The organism is Streptomyces kronopolitis, from assembly GCF_050953795.1.
GTDB lineage: Bacteria > Actinomycetota > Actinomycetes > Streptomycetales > Streptomycetaceae > Streptomyces > Streptomyces kronopolitis_A.
Window position 1 is genome coordinate 4558765 of record NZ_CP191850.1, and the last position, 18253, is coordinate 4577017.

The 18253-nt window shown below is 66.0% G+C and carries 11 protein-coding genes; 8 read left to right on the forward strand and 3 right to left on the reverse strand.

Annotated elements, in window-relative coordinates; genetic code table 11:
* Window positions 1–10: 10 nt before the first annotated feature.
* From ACQP17_RS20150 to ACQP17_RS20185, 8 genes are all read left to right on the forward strand, one after another.
* Complete coding sequence (locus ACQP17_RS20150; RefSeq protein ID WP_433857521.1) at window positions 11–1426, forward strand: protoporphyrinogen/coproporphyrinogen oxidase; 1416 nt, start codon at window positions 11–13, stop codon at window positions 1424–1426.
* On the forward strand, window positions 1423–2508 hold the full coding sequence (locus tag ACQP17_RS20155; RefSeq protein ID WP_433857522.1) for a hypothetical protein: 1086 nt from the start codon (window positions 1423–1425) through the stop codon (window positions 2506–2508). The genes ACQP17_RS20150 and ACQP17_RS20155 overlap by 4 nt, the downstream gene beginning before the upstream one ends.
* Window positions 2509–2567: 59 nt before the next feature.
* Window positions 2568–3080 carry a hypothetical protein gene (locus ACQP17_RS20160; protein ID WP_433857523.1) on the forward strand — a complete coding sequence of 171 codons (513 nt, stop codon included), beginning with the start codon at window positions 2568–2570 and terminating at the stop codon, window positions 3078–3080.
* Complete coding sequence (locus ACQP17_RS20165) at window positions 3065–4099, forward strand: glycosyltransferase family 4 protein (protein WP_433857524.1); 1035 nt, start codon at window positions 3065–3067, stop codon at window positions 4097–4099. The genes ACQP17_RS20160 and ACQP17_RS20165 overlap by 16 nt, the downstream gene beginning before the upstream one ends.
* Complete coding sequence (locus ACQP17_RS20170; RefSeq protein WP_433857525.1) at window positions 4096–5688, forward strand: hypothetical protein; 1593 nt, start codon at window positions 4096–4098, stop codon at window positions 5686–5688. The genes ACQP17_RS20165 and ACQP17_RS20170 overlap by 4 nt, the downstream gene beginning before the upstream one ends.
* A gap of 38 nt (window positions 5689–5726) precedes the next feature.
* Window positions 5727–6212: an NUDIX domain-containing protein gene (locus tag ACQP17_RS20175; protein ID WP_433857526.1), complete on the forward strand. Its 486-nt coding sequence runs from the start codon at window positions 5727–5729 to the stop codon at window positions 6210–6212.
* A 7-nt stretch (window positions 6213–6219) separates the two neighbouring features.
* Entirely contained in the window at window positions 6220–7005 is a 786-nt protein-coding gene (locus tag ACQP17_RS20180) for a phosphotransferase family protein (RefSeq protein ID WP_433857527.1), read from the forward strand.
* 258 nt (window positions 7006–7263) lie between these two features.
* On the forward strand, window positions 7264–8121 hold the full coding sequence (locus tag ACQP17_RS20185; protein WP_433859952.1) for a hypothetical protein: 858 nt from the start codon (window positions 7264–7266) through the stop codon (window positions 8119–8121).
* A gap of 377 nt (window positions 8122–8498) precedes the next feature.
* Here the strand turns inward: ACQP17_RS20185 and ACQP17_RS20190 are convergent, their stop codons facing one another.
* Genes ACQP17_RS20190 through ACQP17_RS20200 form a run of 3 tightly spaced genes read right to left on the reverse strand, consistent with a single transcriptional unit; the run spans window position 8499 to window position 17403 of the window.
* Complete coding sequence (locus tag ACQP17_RS20190) at window positions 8499–11498, reverse strand: DUF499 domain-containing protein (RefSeq protein WP_433857528.1); 3000 nt, start codon at window positions 11496–11498, stop codon at window positions 8499–8501.
* 56 nt (window positions 11499–11554) lie between these two features.
* Entirely contained in the window at window positions 11555–14305 is a 2751-nt protein-coding gene (locus tag ACQP17_RS20195) for a DUF1156 domain-containing protein (protein WP_433857529.1), read from the reverse strand.
* On the reverse strand, window positions 14302–17403 hold the full coding sequence (locus ACQP17_RS20200; RefSeq protein ID WP_433857530.1) for a helicase-related protein: 3102 nt from the start codon (window positions 17401–17403) through the stop codon (window positions 14302–14304). The genes ACQP17_RS20195 and ACQP17_RS20200 overlap by 4 nt, the downstream gene beginning before the upstream one ends.
* Window positions 17404–18253: the final 850 nt, after the last annotated feature.

The following is an 18253-nucleotide window of genomic DNA, read 5'->3' on the forward strand; positions in this document are numbered from 1 at the left end:
AGAGGAACCCATGCCCAAAGCCCAAAATCCCTTACCCGGCCGGATCGTCATCCTCGGTGCCGGCCCCTGCGGACTGGCATGCGCGAACGAACTGGACCGTCTCGGCCACCGCAACTGGACCCTGTTGGAGGCGGCGCCCACTGTCGGAGGGCTGGCGTCATCCGTGGTCGATCGCGCCGGCTTCACCTGGGACCTGGGTGGCCACGTGGTCTTCTCCCACTTCGGAGAGTTCGACCGGATCCTGGGCGAGCTCTTCGCCCCGCCTGAACTGCTGCACCACGACCGGTCTTCGTACATCCGATTCCGCGACCGCTGGGTGCCCTACCCCTTCCAGCAGTACCTCCACTGCTTGCCGCAGGCTGACGCCGAAGCGTGCCTGGTGTCGCTGACCCACGCCTGCCAACAGCGCGAACAGACCCTGCCGACCGACACCGACTTCGCGACGTGGCTACAGGCCCAGTACGGAAGCGGCCTCGTCGAGCGCTTCTTCGCCCCGTACAACACCAAGGTCTGGGCGATCTCACCAGAGAAGATGAGCGCAGGCTGGGTCGCGGAGCGAGTGGCACCGGTCGACCTCGACGAGATCCTGGCGGCCTTCTACGGCGTCAAAGCCCCCGCACCGAAGTGGGGCCCGAACTCCACGTTCGCTTTCCCTTCCATCGGGGGAACTGGAGAGATCTGGCGACGACTGGGCGCCCGCCTGGGCAACCGAGTCCGTACCCGAGCCCCAGCCACGTCGATCGACCCGAGCGCCCGCCTCGTGCGACTGGATAACGGGGAGGCGGTCCCTTACGACCAGGTCGTGGCCACCCTGCCACTGGACCGACTCGCCGCCATGACGACGACGAGCCCACTCGACGTGGGAGAGGCGGCCCGACGGCTGAAGCACACCACCGTCGCCATGGTCGGCCTCGGATACCGGGCCCCCACCCTGGACGAGCGGTCATGGTTCTACTTCCCGGAGGACGACGTGCCGTTCTACCGCGCCACCAACTTCAGCAAGTACGCCCCTGCCAACGTCCCCGGCGCCGACACCACCGCCTTCAGCTCATGGATGACGGAGATCTCCGTGATGCCCGGGACTCGGGTCAACCAGCGTGCCTTCGTGAAAGCCGCCGATGCTGCGCTGAGGCGACACCGCCTGGTTCCCGGACTGGCCGAGCTGGCCTCCGCCCATGTGGAAATGATCCCGTACGCCTACCCGATCCCCACTCTGGACCGGGACGAGGCGCTGGCGTTGACGGTGCCGTGGCTGGAAGACCAAGCGATCTACCCTCGCGGCAGGTTCGGCACCTGGCGGTACGAGATCGGCAACATGGACCACGCGGTGAAGATGGGCGTCGATATCGCGCGCCGTCTGGTCACGGGGGCAACCGAGGAGCTACTCAGCAGCCAGGCCGCGGTTCCCGCGGGGAGCCGCTCATGACCACCACCACGACGACGTCCGTCACCTTCGCCGGACACGTCTTCGATGTCGAGGTGGACCAGGACTTCGCCGTCGAACAGCGCACTCACCTGCACAGCTTCGTCCCCGAGGCCGCGCCGGCTCCACCCTGTGGTCGGCTGACCAGCATCCGCATCCGCCACAACCGTGAGCTGTTCGCAGACCGGTCCGCCCGCCTCCAGACGGTGCAAAGCCGGTGCGTCGAGCCGTTCCGCGGTGAGCCGTACCTGCGGTCGCGGGTGGGTGACGTGGACTGGTGGCGCCCTCATCCCCGCTCGCACCTGTCCCAGGACCATCTCTATGCGCACGACTCCACCGGACGCCTGCACATCGTCCTCCACCCTGATGCACATCGCGGAGAGCGCTATCTGCTGCGCATCGTCCGGGAAGTCGTGATGCGGTGCGGCGAAGACCGGGGCTGGACCGCATTCCATGCCGCCGCGGCGTCCATCGACGGAAACGGGGTGCTCATCGCCGGACCCACCACAGCCGGCAAGACCACCGTGCTCGCCGCTCTCGCCTGCCACCGCCGCGCGGACCTGGTGGCCTCCGACCGCGCGATGCTTGCGCAGAACGCGGCCGACGTCATCGGTGTCCCACTGTCCATCCGCATCGCGGGAGGCACACTGTCGGCTCTGACGCCGCGCGAGGCCCTGCCACCGCACCGGGTGCTCCCTCGCACGTTCGGTACAGATCAGAAGGCAAGCTGCACCCCGCGGGATTTCGCCGCCGCCTTCGCGGCCCAGGTCCACGAGGGCGCTCCACTGCGCCTCGTGCTTCTGCCACGGCTTCGCAACGACGATACCCCGCTCAGCATCCAGGGGCTGCACGGCGAAACCGCCCGCGCCGAGTTGGCCGCCGCGTGCTGTACCCCGGATGACGAGGACTGGCTCCATCCGTGGTTCGCGTGTCAGACCCGGTCGGTGGAGGGACTGCGCGCTCAGGCCGACCAGGTACTGGACGACCTGGTAGCGAAAGTCCCGGTGTTCAGGGTCACCGCCGGCGTTCGCATTCCCCACTTGCTGGAACGCCTCGCCGACACCGTTGCCAGGAGGCTTTCGTGATACCGAAACGCGTCGCCGTTGTAGGTCCCGTGGCCTCCGGGAAATCCACCCTCGCTGCCGTGGTTGCCGGACACACGGGACTGCCTCACCTGGACCTCGACAACCTGTTCTGGGGAGCCGGCTGGACGCCCGTCGACGCCGTGACCTTCCAGAACCGGGTCAGGGAAGCGCTCGGCGCAGAGACCTGGATCGCCGACGGCAACTACAGCGGGCCTGTCGGCGAGATGCTGCTGGGCCACGCCGAGCTGGCGATCTGGCTCGACCTCCCCCTGCGCACCTGCCTGCCCCGGCTGCTCAAGCGCTCATTCCGGCGAGCCGCCCGTGGCGAGGAGCTGTTCGCCGGCAACCAGGAGACCTTCCGGCATCTGTTCGCCAGGGACTCGATTCTCCTCTGGGGCCCGGCCCATCACCGCCAGCACCGCCGTCGCTGGCACCACCATCTCGGCCCCAACAAGCCCCATGGGCTGTCCGTGCTGCGCCTCACCAGATCCACGGCCGTTGCACCGGCGCTCCGAGCCATGGGTCTGTTGCCCGCAGCTACGAGGGCGGTGGCACCGTGCCGCACACGGTGATCGCCTCGGCCGTCCGCGTCCCCTGGCACAGCCACCATGGGGGCTACGACCGGCTCCTTGATTACCTGCCGGAAGCCAAGCGCATCGCCGCGCCACGAGGAATCACCGGCCAGAAGATCGCCACTGCCGCCCATCACTGGCTCCGCCGCCGCTGCCCTCTGCCGTTCTACCCGGCCGAGCACTTCGCCACGGATGCACGCGTCCTCGCCGGGCGCGGGCCCGCCCACATCCTCTACGGCGACGAGCAGTTCTGGTTCTCCCGCCACCGACCGGGCCCGACCGCCGTCACCTATCACCAGCCACCCGCACACCTGGCCCGCTTCATGCCGGCCACGAACTGGCGGCGGCTCGCCGCACACGCAAGCCAGATCATCGCCCTCGCCCCCGACCAGCTGGCGTTCTTTGCCAACCACCTGTCCGAGGAGCGCGTGCACCTGATCCCGCACGGCATCGACACCGCCGCCTTCACGCCGTCAGGAGTCCCGGAGCCCGTCGGCCGGCCATTGCTCCTGACTGTGGGCTGGTGGCTGCGCGATTGGGACGTCCTGGACACGGTCCACGACCAGCTCCATCGACGGCACGGCAACGACATCGAGCTCGCCGTCGTCACCCGTCAGGCCGACCGGCGCACCTGGCACCCGGCCGTGCGCCTGCTGGAAGGAATCAGCGAACTCACCCTCATCCAGTTCTACCGCCAGGCCGCGGCCGTCTTCCTCCCCCTGACGGAGGCAACCGCCAACAACGCCCTCCTGGAAGCCCTGGCCTGTGGAACCCCGGTAGTTGCCACCGACACCGGCGGCATCTCGTACTACACGGGTCACGGCCCGGCCGCCTTGCTCACACCACCCGGTGACGCAGCTGCCGCCGCCGAAGCCATCGAAACCCTCCTCGACGAACTCGGCACCGCTGCACACGCTTCACGACGTGCCGCGGCCCGGGAACGCGCCGAGCTCTTCGCCTGGCCGCGCATCGCCGATCAAGTTCGCTCCGTCTACCGCCTGCTGGAGGACGAACGATGATGCTGGCCGAACTGTGGCTCCACTACGCCGTTCCCGTCCTGCTAGCCCTCCTGCTGGCCCGCGGGCTCTGGGCACTCGTAGCCGTCGAACTCTCTGCCCGTTGGCTGCTGGACAACGCACGCCGAGACCCCGTCTCGGCCGACGAGGACGGGCCCTGGCTGGTGGTCCTGCTGCCCATGCTCCGCGAGCAAACCCTTGCCCCCAAGACGATTGCTGCCTTCACGGCCCTGGACTACCCACGAGAACGTGCAGTGGTCGTCGCCATCACCACCGAACGAGAAGAGAACGCCCGCCGGCGCGACCGTGATCGCCTTCCGGCGCTGGCGGACACCAGCTGCCTCACCGAGGTGCAACTGCGCGGGATGTTCCCCCGCGCCCGTTGCAGCGACGTCGCTGACGAGGTCAACGCCGCTCCCAGGGAGAAGCGTCTCTCCCTTCTCGCCGAGCTGTACGACGCAGAGCCCACGACATGCGAAACCCTCGCTGCCCTTGCCGATGACCAGCCAGCCGTCGGGCTGCGTCTGGTACACCTGCACCAACCTGACACCGGCGGCCGCAAGGCCGGACAGCTCAACCACGCCGTCGACCGCCTCGACGAGGTTCTCGGCCCCCTCGGCTGGCACGACGAGAATGACGCGGACAGCACCTTTCTCTGCGTCTATGACGCCGACGCCATCCCGGACGTCCGTACGCTGACCGCCTTCGCCGAGACAGCTACTCGCCACAGGGCCCTGACGGGTTGGCCACCGGTCCTGATCCAGCAGCAGCGCCTGCCACTGCTCGGCCGCCGCCCCTTTCCACCCGGCGCCACCGGCCTGTTCCTGGCGGGAGAATGGCTCTACCAGCTCCGCCGCTCACTCGGCATCGAGCTCGCCCGAATCCGCCTGACGCAATGGCTCACTACCACCCAAGTCCCGCGCCTCGTAGAGACACTGCTGCGGCCAATGATCTACGCCGTCGGCTGTGGCATGACCGTCCACCTGCCGACCGTACGAACCCTCGGTGGCTTCCCCGAACCGATGGAGGATCTCGGCACCGGCCACCGTCTCTCCCTCCTCGGTGCCGACATCGCATCCACCACCGTCGCCGCCCTGGACGAGCCGTATACAGAGCCACGCGGCCTGACCAACCTCCATGCCCTCGCCTTCCTCACGTCAGCCCGACCGGACCGCCATGCGAAGGCCGTCGCTCAGCTACCGAGCGCTCTCACTCGCATCGGCAAGGCGCTCTTGGTACTCCGGGAATGGGCCGACGAGGTCGCCTGGGTTGCCGGCGCCCCGCTGATCGCCGCCGCGGTCGTCTCCGCCGGTTGGTCCGGTCCCCTGTGGTCCGCGCTTGCCCTCGCAGGTGTCCTGCTGCATGGCCCCGTCCTAACCGCTCGGCTCATCGGGCTGGCCCCTGCCCTCCATGCCGCGGTCGTACCCCCGACCGGCCGCGTCGCTGCTACTCCATGCCCCACACGCGGCCGCCGAGCAGGATTGATCGCAAGCAGCCCCGTCCAACCGTTCATCCGTCTCGTCGGCCCCTGGCGGATGATCTTCCGCCGCATCACCGGACACGCCACCACCTTCGGCAAGACTGAGCGCTGAAGCACCACCCAATCCACATCAGGAAGTTGGACCAGCAAGTGACTGAATCCGCCACCCCCGAAATTCGCACCTCCGCCAAAGCCGTTGTCCTCCACGATGACCAGATCCTCCTCATGCGGGCCGTCTGGGAGGACCAGGAGTGCTACTTCCTCCCTGGAGGCGGCCAACACCCCGGAGAGAGTCTCGGCGACGCCGTCGCCCGCGAAGTCGACGAGGAAACCGGCCTGACCGTCACCGTCGAGCGGCTGCTGTGGCTCCGTGAATACATCGGCGCCAACCACGACCACCCCGAAAGCGAAGCCGACACCCACCGCATCGAAGCGATCTTCCTGTGCACCCCCACCAGTGATCCCGGCCAGCTCGGCGGCCATGCCCAGGACGAGGTGCAGACTGGCCTGGAGTGGGTGCCGCTGGGCAAGGTCCCTGCCCTCAACCTGCTGCCGCAGGCCATCCGCCAGCCAATCGCCTCCCTCACGGAGACGCCGCCCAAGCTTCCCGGCACCTACCTCGGCGATGTCGCCTGACAGCGCTATGGACGGTATCGACGGCCGCGTTCCACCCAGTGCCCGCGAGATCACCACCGGCCAGGCCAACCGTGTCTGGTCGGTGGAAGGATCGATGCCGTACATCCTCAAGTACTACGGCGACCCGAGCCGTGCTGCCAATGAAGTCGCCGCTCTCCGGCTCCTGACCAGCCACCGCGCCCCATGTCCACAGCTGCTCGCCGCGTCCAGAGGCAGCAGCACCCCTTCATGGACCGCACAGGCCGCACTACACGCGAAGCCTGTGCCCATCGACCGGTTCCTGGCAGACCTCGCCGAACCGCTGGCCGCCATCCACCGCATCCCCGGCACGCACTTCGGCCGCCTCGCCGGCACCCAACAACACCGCAGCTGGACCGGCTACCTCCACGACCGCTTGCGCACTTATGCGGCAGCCGCACCAGCCCTACGCGTCGTGGCCCGATGCCTCCACCAGGAAGTCGACGCCAGCGACACCCCGATCCAGCCAGTGCTGCTCCATCACGATCTGCAGCCGGGCCACCTCCTTCGGGAACCCGCGGGTTCCCGTCTGCTCATCGACTGGGAGCTGGCCATCTTCGGCGACTATCAGTCCGACCTTGCTCGCCTCGCCGTACGTCTCGGCCTCGACGACCCCACGCCCGTATTCGCTCTCGCCAGTCAGCCCGGCGCCACAGCCGAAGGCCGACTCCATCTGTACTGGCGCATCCACCTGCTCGCCGACGCCGCACTGAGCACAGACCGCGCCGTACGGGAATGGGCAGCCGGGAGGTTACTTGCTTCGAACGTCACGTAGCTGCTGGCGACTACCGAGTCGCTAGTGCCGCTGGTGGACTCTTGGGCGATGAGCTACAAGAGCAGATATCTGGGTGCACCCAGGGGTAGTTCGCAGGGAATGGTTTTGGATGAGGATCAACTCGGCAGACGGACAGCCTCAGCCCCTACGGACCTTCGCCCAAGAAGTAGGTGGTTCCAGGCCGCTCCACAGCTGACGAGTGGACTGATTGTCCCGCTTTCTTGCTAGCTTTCGGTCCGTCCCCAAGGAGGTGCGGTGTTGTCATCCTCGTCTGCCAAGGCTGGCCCAGCTGATCTGCGAGTTGAGCCACTCGATGGCGTGCTCGACGAGGTCGAGCGTGCTCTTCGAACACAGTTGGACCGGGGTTCTCTGGTGCGCAAGCGTCGAACGCTGGGGGTGCCTACAGATCGTGGCACATGGGTGCGGGTTGAGCGGCGTTGCCTCGACAAAATCGGCAGCCAAGGCTGGAACGGCACCGAGTGCGCTGCTTTCCTGGAAGGAGTGTCCAAGCCACAGTGGCATCGAGGCATCGAATGGAGACAGCCTGGGGACCCCATGATGTGGCGGGCGGATGAGACGGATCTTCTTCCCAGCGCGCCCGTCGGCAGCAGTGTCCTAGCCGAAGAGCCAGCGCTGCCGGACTACTGGTGGCAGGCGCTCAATACGTCGCTGGACGCCCTGGTTGAACAGCACACGAGGCGCGTCGCCACCCCCGACACCATGATGATCACGCAGAGTCGCGTCGCCCAAGCGATCCGTCGCTTTCTCCCCGGTGATGTCGATACGACAGTGCAACGATGGCTGCCGGCACACGCGGATCTGAATTGGGCGAACGTGACCGGGCCAGAGTTCTGCCTGTTTGACTGGGAGGACTGGGGCATGGCTCCTCAAGGGTTGGATGCCGCGTCGTTGTGGGGCAGCTCCCTTGCAGTTCCAGCTCTGGCCGAGCGCGTCCGCCGCGAGCGGACCGACGATCTGGAGAGCCGGGACGGCAAGCTAATGGTCTTGTTTGTCTGCGCGAAGATCCTGGTACCGGATGCCCATCCTGAGGATCCGCGCCTCGAACCCGCACGTCACATCGCGGCACAGGTCGCGGAGGACCTTCAGAGAGATTGACGGGCTCTCTATTCGCGGGGGCGCCGTCGATAGCCTCTTCTGAGGGCAGGCATCTCGATCGAGCGAGCCTGCTGGTCTGGAGGGATTGCGGACGCGGATCTTCCGGGAGCGGCAGTCGCGTGGGTCGGGGTCGAGGTAGATAGTTCGCTTGGTCACGTGCTGCGATGTTCGCCGGACCGTCGGCTCGGTCTACCTCGTCCGTCTCTTTGGTATCCATCCCAGCCGCCACGGTGGAGTACGTCCCTGCTGCCCATCCGGTGACCAGAAGGCATCGACCCCGCGGACGGCTCACCGGGAGTCGGTGGTCCGTAGGGCTTGTGGACGGTCTGGGTGCCCGCACACCGACGTATGCCGTCACAGGCATGCGGGCTGATCCGTCAGATCTCCTTGAACGTTCCGCTTATGCCGAGTTCTTCTAGACGTTGCTGGATCTGTTCTGCCTCATCGGCCTGTATGACCAATTGGAGAGTGCCCTGCAGATAGCTGATCTGCCTTTCGTCTAGGGCCATATAGAACGCCCGGAAGAGTGCGGCCAAACCGTCGGCGCTGTCGCCGTTGGCCAGGAGGTTTTTGGTGAAAGAGAAGGCGACCTGCCGGTCCCTGACCTGCTCCCTTTTCGGGGATTGGTCCGGACTCGGCCCGTCGGCTTCCCGCTGTCGGGGCACGCCCGGTGTCTCGCCCGCTGAGTTGCCTGGTTCGTGCGCCGAGCCGTTAGCGACGGTGTCGTCGGCACTTAAGGAGCATCGACCTTCATGTACCGGCTGGTCGCAGTCGGCGCACATCTTGGGCTGTGGCCTGGCGAGGCGCAGACCCGTGCTCGCGAGGTTGACCTGTCCTGGGGCTGTGACTTCCACCTCGGTCCCCGCTCCGTCGACGATGCTCAGCAGGCCCTGGCTGACAGCATCGAAGATCGCCTGCTGAAGGTCGCGGTCCCCGCTGTACAGCAGCGGCAATCGTGGGGCGCTGTAGAAGGCGGATCGGATGTCAGAGAGGGTCTTTCCGTAGTCGTGGTCGCGAAGGTTGTGCAGGAGAGCCTTGGCGCTGAACTGGCCAGTGTCGAAAACCTTGTCCCGAGCTGCGAGGCCCTTCCAGACGAGCATGCCGTCGAGCGCGGTGATGTTGTCCTTGTCGAAGGTAAGTTGGTCGAGGTGCCGCTCCCCGTCCGGATCGGGCTGGGCCAGGTAGGCGACATGCTGGTACGCCCGCTTGAGCGCCCTTTCCAGCTGCGTCGTGGCCTCGGCGAGCTCCTTGGCGCCGATTGTCTTGAGTTCGGCATCGTTCTGAATCTCGGGCGCATGCAGAGCCTTCTGCCTTGCCAGGTACTCCACCGCCAAGTTCCGTGCAAGAGAACGCTGCTGGGTGTTCACCACGGCGTACACCGCGCTGCTGGCCCACTGGACGGGGAGCTGCTGCGCACCTTGCCCGAGCCCCATGGCGACGGTGAGCGCCTCGAGGGTCGGCTTCTCCATGCCGTTGCGCAGGCTGTACTGCGCCGGGTCGAGGACGATGAGCCGTGTGGTGTAGGCGGTGTCCAGGCCGGCCGTGGCGAGGACGTCGGCGGGACTGTGTTGGGAGTCCGCCGGGACGAACTGCAGGTCGCGGAACGGGCCGCTGCTGGCTAGCCTCTTTGCGATGTCGGCGATGACCTGGTCGCGTTCGGCCTCGGTGATGGTGCGCCGGATGTTCTTCACCAACATGCGGTGGGTGAGCCGGGTGGAGAGGAAGTAACGGGCAGGCTTGTTGTTGCCTTGACCGGGAGTGATGTCGAGGGCGCTCATCCCCTGGTTCGGGTTAACCAGCTCATCGACGACGCCGTCTGCGTCAGTGACGGTGTACGCGGCTTCGGGCACACTGGTGGCCGCCTTGACCTCAGGAGCACTGGCGCCGCGGCCCCGCCCCGGGCGCAGGGTGCCGACAACACTCGCCAGGAAGATGAAGGTGGCCGCCCGTTCGGCCGCGCGCGGATTGTTCGTGCCCCAGGCGCTGGACTGCCGTTCGAGGTCCTGGCGCCGCGCTGCGCCTGACGAGCCGTCGTGGTTGATGACCTCGATCTCGGCCAAGCTCCGATAGTTCGCGATGGTGCGGTCGTCCTCCACCAGGCCGCTGCCCAGGAGCGCCTCGCGGACGGTGCTGTCTGACAGCGGCAGGTCTCCCGGTCCAATGAGCGCTGGCACCCACTCGCCTGCCTTGCCGCGCTGCTGCAGGGCATAGACCGTGGCTGCGAAGATGCGGATAGTGGACCGGACCCGTTGGAATCCGGTTACCTTGCTCCACTCCGACTGCGCCAGGCTCATCAGCATGGGGTGGAAGGGGTAGCAAGATGTCATTTCTGCACGCCAGTTGCGGCGCCACGCAGCTCCGATCGGATCCCAGACCTGCTTGCTCCAGGTCTTGTCCGTCAGCACTTCCTCGTAGAGCGCAGCAGTCGCAGCGAGCACCTCACCAGCGGGTTCAGCGTCGAACAGCCGCCGGCGGAGGATGTCGGCGAAGTCGCCCACGCCGGTGACAGTGGTGGGCAGGCCGTTGCGGTCGAGATTGCTATTCAGGTCGTCGCGGCGGGCCTGAGCGGCGGGCGAGAGCGCGGTCTTATCGATGTCGGAGGCGATCATCACGACCAGCATTGCGACGTGCGGGACATCGTTGACGACATCAAGCAAAGCCCGCAGGAACGCCATGTCCTGGGCCGCCAGGTCGGTCTGGTTTGCGCCGTCCAGTCCGTTGCCGATGTAGTCGAGCACCTCGTCGACGATGATCAGCACGGGTCGGTTCACCGCGCTGATGGCTTCAGCGATCTTGTGCTTGTCGCTCCAGTACCGACGGTAGCGTTCGAAGAGGGTGTAGTCCTTGGAGAAAAGACGCCACAGGAAACGCTCGTAGAGGTTGACCGCAGGCCCATCGAGCTCCTGTACCCCAGCCCCTGGAGTCATGTTGTCGCAGGGCAGCACGACGACATGTGGACGTCCAAGGCTGTCAGCAAGCGGGTGGCCGATTCTGGCCCTCGCGCGCTCGGTCACTTTCTGGCCGAGCTCAGTTCCCAGCAGCGCCCTTGGGTTGGCGGCCAGATGGTAGGCGCCGATGCACGCGTGCGACTTACCGCCGCCCATGCCCTGGTCGAGTCGGGTGACTGCTCGGGCTTTCAAGTAGTCGTCGCCACCACCGATGCGGACTGCGATTTCGGTGAGCAGGTCAATGAGCCGTTCGGTCGGGTGTGTGATGTCACCGTAGTAGTCGGCGTCGGCATAGGGCGGCCGCTCGGCTCCCGTGGCGTGAACGGCTCGGAACAGCGACATCTGTACGTCATCGATCTGCCCGGAGGCGCTCCGGATCTCCTGGCGGAGCTTGAGTGCCTTCCACCACGGCGTCACGCTGGTCGTCATGGTTTCTCTCCTGGGCTGGTGGAAACGAGGATCATGGGGGGCGGTGTTGGTCGTTTTCACGTGAGCCGCAACTGGACGTCGTCAATCAGTTGGAGTTGGGATTCTTCGCAGTTGTTCGCAGCGACCGCCTCGGCGGCACTGACCACGCCGGCCCGGTTGCGCAGCACGCGGGTAAATCGGACGGAGTCTGGGTCGTTGTCGGGAAGCCGGTCCGCGAGGAACTGGACTGCGGCCCACAGGAAGGTGTCATCGGCCGTGTGCTCTGCGGCCGCCAGTACCTGCCCCATGGCTTGCAGGCCCTCCTCCGAGGCGGCTGCGAGCGCGAGGGCGATGTCGATGACGGTCGAATCCTCGTCGATCTTGACCTTGCAGTCGCGGGCAGCGATGAACTGCACACCCTTGTCGGCATCAGGGACCAGGTCGCGTATCGCTGCCAGGTCGAGCGAGGAAGCCAGAGCCTGCCAGCGCAGTTCGGACTTTGCACGGATCTGGCGGTTATAGAGCGTGATCCACCACAATGCGAACCGCGTTCGAGCGTCAAAGGTCTCTAGCGGCTGGTGGTTGATCTCGACTGCCATGGCTTCTTGGACCGCAGCTCGCGCCAGCGGAAGAAATGTATAGATGTCGACGGGTTCGCCCTTGGCGTCGAGAACTTCGCTGTAACGTCCGACGACCTCCATGGCTGGTCCGGCAGCGGCCATTAGCATGTCCGCCGGGGCCAAACCCCACCGCTCCCAGTCGGGGTAACGCCGCTTGATCTCTGCCTTGATCTCGGCCTCGACCGCGCCCTTGCGCCCAGGGGATCGTCCGGGTGCCATGGGGCGGCACGTCATGGTCAGGGTGGTCTCGATGTTCGCCTTGCCCTGATGGTTGCTGGCCTCAGTGTTCGCAGGCCAGGACCCGGTCATCACCAGGCCGGCCTTCTCGATGGCCGTGAGCAGGCGCTGCCAGACCTCCGGATCTCCGGAACCGAACACGATGGTCACCAGCCCGTCGTCGCGGACCACGCGACGCATCTCGCCGAACGCCTGGGCGATCTTCGTGTCGTAGTGCTCCCGAGTTCGGTGCTCGTTGGGCGCCTCTCCCCGGACCCGCTTGACGATGATCTCTTCCGATTTCTCCTGGCAGCCGTGTTCGTCGGAAGTGATGACGAGCTCGGGCCAGGTGCTGTGCAGGGCGCGCTTCAACCATGCGTAGATCAGATCGGAGGAGTCGGCATACGCGATCATCTCGTCGTATGGCGGGTCGGTGACCACGGCAGTGATGGACCTGTCCCGCAGGTTCATCGCGGTAGCGGACCCCCGCGTCACGCTGACAGGCGTCCCCTGGATCTCGGCCATCAGGTTCGAGAGCGTCGCCATGCTGCTTTTGCACAGTGACGACCATGATCCCGCTCCTGTGCCGATTCCCACTTCGAAGAAGTCCTGTGAAAATGTGATTGATCCCTGATTTGCGTATACGTCGTGAACCCCTGCGCGACTGATGTCGATCGTGCATCCACGGGTAGCCCGTCGAAGCTTCCGAGCGACGACCGCCCCTGCATAACCACTCAGCGCTCGCGCATAGTCAGGGCTAACCCCCGTCTTGTACATGAGTTCGTCGGCCACCTCGGCGATGGACCGGGTGAGCATGACGAAGGCCAGGGTCTGCCGATCGCACATGAAGTCGCCGTAGGTGCGCGCCCCGTAGATAGATGGCCCGATGATGTTGTTGTTGCCCGGTGCGATCCGTTCGTCCGGTACGGCGCTCAGAAACGGACTCGGGTCGGACAGCTCACGTAGTGCCGCGGGCGTTGCGGCGACAGCCGAGAGCTCTGCCTGGGTGGGCTCCCGATACTCCTTGCCGGAGTCGTCCGAGTGGTCGGCCACCACCAGAAGCATGTCTGTGGCGCGCCTCTCGTCCGTCAGTCGTCGATGCACATCGAGTGGGTGCACATGACTGCAGAAGGGGCAGATCGCAGACTTCCCCGGTAGCGTGCGGCCCTCAGCCGTACGAGCGCGCGTCAGTGTTGGAGTACGCCTTGGAGGGCCCTCGTGCACCACCGCTGCGCAGGTACCGGCAGTGGGGTCGGCTTCGATGTAGAACGACTGGCCGGGATCGATGACAGGCGGTGCGCCCTTGCGACCGCGCTTCTGACTCGGCCTTCGAAGCTCGTACGAGCCGACCAGAGGGAATCGGTTGCCGCACTCCTGGCACGGTATGGCGATGGCCCACAGATACCCCCATGGTCGTTTGTCGTTGACCTCGGGGTAGTAGTCCGCCATGGCTGCCGTCCACCGGCGTCCGACCTCGTCGAGAGTTGCGCGAACGTCAACAAGCAGCCGTGGCCGGTCATCGTAGAGGGCGTCGCTTTCCTCGGCGAATGGCAGGTTCGGCTCCTGAGACCAGTCCCGGAGGGGGAAGTCGGTGAGGAGTGTGCTGGCCAGCACTGCGACCGGGCTGTAGTCGACACCGTGGGCCTCAAAGCCGAGCCGCCCCGCCTCGAGCGGGATCATTCCGCGCCCGCTGAACGGGTCCAGGACTGATGCGCCCTCAGGGTTGGCCTTGATGATCTCGTCATGGAGCATCTGCCAAGCGGCGTAGCGCCCGGACATGGCCTTGTGTACCAGCTCTTGAAGACGCTGTTGCTCGGCCTGGTCCTCCGGCCAGGGCAGCAGCGAGCAGACCACCGCAGCCTTAGCCTGTGCGACTGGACGCTTCGCGAACCACGGGAACAGTCCGATCTCGGTTGCACCGCTTCCCCATCCTGCTGAACTGTTCGCCGAAACCTCGGCACAGGGGAACCAGCGTTCAATCATTCGGGTCATGCGTTGCTCCCGGGGGCGTTCTTGAGGCTGCTGCCCGGGACACGGAACACCGCGTTCCCGGTCATGACGTTCGCGAAGAGGGTGGCGGGGTCCTGGTAGGCGCCGAAGAATCGGCCCTTGCCGTCGACGCACTGGTCGATGACGTAGAGCCAGTACTCCTTTCGATGCTGGGTTGCGATGAGGACTTCGTTGCCTGTCATTCGGATGCCGTCGCTGGCCGCGCTGCGGAGCACGCCCTTGACCTCGACATGGCGGACTTGGCTATGGCGGCGGGCCTCCAAGTCGTAACCACGGCCCTCGGTGTGAACATCGGCCACGGTCCAGCCGTCGTCCTCAAGGAGCTGTTGCACGCGCCGCATGGAGACCCGCTCGGCGTCGATCTCGGCCTGGACGCTGATGTCGGCGGTGGCCAGGATGCGGATTCGACCCACCTGCTTCGGTTCGGTCAGATGCACGTCCGCGAGCCGCTCGAGCTCTTCGAGTCGCTGGGCGGTCTGGGTCTGAAGCCGGTGCCGCAGCTCAAGGCGGGCGTCGCGGTCATCGATGCGATCGGTCAGGCTCAGCGGCAGGTTGGTCAGGTCACGGCGGGCCTGTGCGAACCAGTCGGCGCGCACCTTCCGGTGCTCCGTGACGGTCGCGGCGGCTACTTCGCGGGCCGCTGTGAGCGCCTGGCCCTCCCGAGCCGGATGCAGTGAGCCGCCGTTCTGGTCGGTGGGCACGAGGTTGGCCAGGGACTCCCATCGCACTGGGCGGGCATTGCCGCTGTCGTCCACCTTGATCAAGGTGGCCCATATGCTGGCGCGCTTACCGTTGCTCTCGGTCATCGTCGCCTCGTACGCGTACAGGTCGTACGGGGTGAGGCTGGTGGGGTCGGATGCGGCGCCGGACTGGTACAGGTCCTCGGCCAGGCTGTGCTCGGCTGTGTTGATCAGGTCGCTGAAGCCGGGCTCACCGGGGCCGAGGGTGACGGTGTCACCGATGTCGATGCTCTCCGAGGCTTCGCGCACGACATCCCCGCTGGTGGCGACGTGAACCTCGTTCCGTCCGCCCAGAGTGGCCGGAAAGGTGGCCTCGCCGCTTAGAGAGAGTCGCCGAAACCCGGGCCCGGCTGCGGTCGGAGCGGACTTCAGTACGCCGGCCGCCGCGAGCCGATCGAGGTATGCCTCGACGATGGCCGGGTTGATGCGAGCGAAGAGGTCACGCTGAAGCAGGGTCAGTGCGGCCACCGCGTCCACCTGGCTGGCCAGGCGTCGCTCGTTGTCCCGTACCTTCCGGGCTGCTCGGCTGAGTTCCTGCGCTTGGACCGCCTGGGCTGCGTCGATGGCCTGCTGCTTCTTCAGCTCGTCGTTGCCGTAGAGGTCCGACAACCACTTGTCATAGTCGACGCCGGTGATTTCGGCGACCGCCGAGAGGCTGTCGAACATCTGGCCGCGCAGCTCGTTTGCGGCCGTAACGAAGTTGTCGAGGAGGCGTAGCAGGGTCGCGCCTTCCCGGGTGTCGGTGGCGACCAGGTTGTAGAGGTAGACATCGCGCTGCTGACCGACGCGGTGGATGCGTCCCATCCGCTGTTCGAGACGGACCAAAGACCACGGGATGTCGTAGTTCACGAGCACGTGCGCGGCCTGCAGGTCGATACCCTCATTGCCAGCGTCAGTGGTGACGATGATCTGGAATTCGGCGCGCATGAACGCCTTGCGCGTCTCATCGCGTTCGGCTTTTCCCTGGCGGCCGGAGTAGAGCTGGGCGGTGTATCCCTGGGCCTGGAGCCGCCGGGCGATCCACTCGGCCGAGTCTGCGTACTCAGTGAAGACAACAGCCTGTTCACCGTTCCCAGGGTGGACCCCGTGGGCGGCCAGGCAGTCGTCGGTGAGTCGCTTCCACTTCGACGGCTGCCAGCGAGAGTCACGGACCGTTGCCTCGATCTGTTGCAGAAGGCTGTTGATCGCGGCCCGCTCAGCCCTGGTCGAGGCTGAGACCGTGTGAATCACCTTCGCCTCATCGACCTCAGCCTCGTCACCGTGATCCTCGCGGTCGGCGATGAGCGCAGCCTCCGCCTCGCTCATCGCCCCCATGTGCTCGTGCCGCCGGCGCAGCGTTTCAGCCAGCGCGTAGAGACTGGAGGCTGCTCGCTTGCCGTAGACCATGCGGGCAAGCGGCTGCGCCACCGGAGGGAAGAACCGGTCGACCATCTCTAGGGCGGCCCTGTAGAAGCCGTACTCGGTCTGCGACAGCGGGACGCTGTGGTTGCGTGCGGTGCGCCCTTTGAACAACCGGGTCGTGCCGTCGTAGTCGACTAAGTCCTCCTTCATCCGTCGCAGGAAATGGATGGGGCCGGGGCGCAGCGCACTGAGCTCGATGTTGGGGTCGTTGCCCGGATCCGGGTAGATCTCCGGGTCGACCAGATGCAGCAGGTGTCGGAAGAGCCACTCTTTGCCCCGGTGTGGCGTTGCCGTCATCAGCAGCGCCCGCGGGGTGTTCTTGGCCAGTAGCCGCCCGACCTGGTGGAATCCGGCGGCAGTCGGAGTCAGCCGGTGCGCCTCGTCGAAGACAACCAAATCCCAGCCGGCCTTGTCTGGCCGGATGGCGTCCTGCACCGCGGGGTTCACCGCTGCCAACTCCAGTGACACCACCCACAGGTCGTTGGAGTTCAGAGCGTCCTCGCGCACCGTGGCCGAGGTCAGCTGCCGCAGTCCGCCCCCCAGCAACCGCTGGAAGTCGTCCACCCACTTGGTGGCGAGGTTCGCAGGGCACACGATGATCGCCCGCTTGATCAGACCAAGCCTCTGCATCTCACGCAGATATAAGCCGGCCATGATCGTTTTGCCAGTACCTGGCTCGTCGCTGAGAAGGAAACGCAGCAGGGGCTGGGGAAGCATCGCTCCGTAGACGGCTGTGGTCTGGTGAGCGTATGGCTTCAGTGGCGTGGCTGCCATCGCGCTGGACTCGGCGTTGGTCGCCGCGGCGTTCATCCATTGGGTCCACATTGCGGCCAGAACACGGGCTGAGTCGGCCTGCCCGTCGCTGACGAGAGGTCGCACGGTCTCGGTGTCTCCGGCTGCCAGATTCACTTCGTGGCGACGGTCTTCGTCGTCGACCAAGATGAGGTCCCATGACCCCGGTTGATCTCCGGGCAGGGCGAACCTGACGGTGGCGAACTCTGGTACGCCAGCTGCCTGAACCCTTACTCTCTGGCCGCGCTCAAAGGTGCCTTGGGGCTGCATGCTATGCATCTGCCACAAGGCGCGTTGGAGTCCAGGTGATGAGACTGACCACAAGCCAGCCCGCTAGACGTGGACAAGCCATGTCCTGGTTCCTCCCCCTCGGCCACCCGTCGTCCCCAACTTTGGCCGACTAACGGATGGTCAAATTACAGTAGCCAACTGCTACTTCCAAGACCGAGAAGACCAGGATGGGGGGCCTGAGCGACGGTTTCCGGCCACCCATTTCCGCAGACGCAAGGGCCGGTTGGAACGTAACGCCGTTCGTTCAGGTCAACCTCACGGGTCGCGCTGTGGAGGTGAGGGCGGGCTACCGAGAGTCGAATCTGGCCAACGATCTCGCGATACCCCCACACCTCGTGGAGCTACCAGGACACGCCCTTGCTTCGTCGTTCCTTGGGACGGCGAACTCGTTCAAGGAGCTTCCCTCGTTGCGCGGAGACCGCGGCCGGAGGGGCAGCTGCTCAATGGCGGCCATCACGCCGCCTGGCTGGGCGGCGGGCGGCATCGGTGGCTAGTGGCAGCTGGCACCGGGACCCCTCCTGATGGTCGGCTTCAGCTCACCCATGCGGCAGCGCTTCCTCGATGCGCCACGGCGCGCCGTATCAGCTTGGCGAGTACTTTTCGCTCGGCCGGGACAGTGCGGGCGAGGCTGTGATGGGCTCATTGCGTGAGCGATGCGTGAGCGGACCGAGCAGCACCCATTGGACTGCGCGTCAGGCTCATGAGG

Excerpts from the sequence above, each read along its gene's own strand:
- ACQP17_RS20150 (WP_433857521.1), top strand. The coding sequence starts at position 11 with ATGCCCAAAGCCCAAAATCCCTTACCCGGCCGGATCGTCATCCTCGGT.
- ACQP17_RS20155 (WP_433857522.1), top strand. The coding sequence starts at position 1,423 with ATGACCACCACCACGACGACGTCCGTCACCTTCGCCGGACACGTCTTC.
- ACQP17_RS20170 (WP_433857525.1), top strand. The coding sequence starts at position 4,096 with ATGATGCTGGCCGAACTGTGGCTCCACTACGCCGTTCCCGTCCTGCTA.
- ACQP17_RS20180 (WP_433857527.1), top strand. The coding sequence starts at position 6,220 with ATGGACGGTATCGACGGCCGCGTTCCACCCAGTGCCCGCGAGATCACC.
- ACQP17_RS20190 (WP_433857528.1), bottom strand. The coding sequence starts at position 11,498 with ATGACGACCAGCGTGACGCCGTGGTGGAAGGCACTCAAGCTCCGCCAG.
- ACQP17_RS20195 (WP_433857529.1), bottom strand. The coding sequence starts at position 14,305 with ATGACCCGAATGATTGAACGCTGGTTCCCCTGTGCCGAGGTTTCGGCG.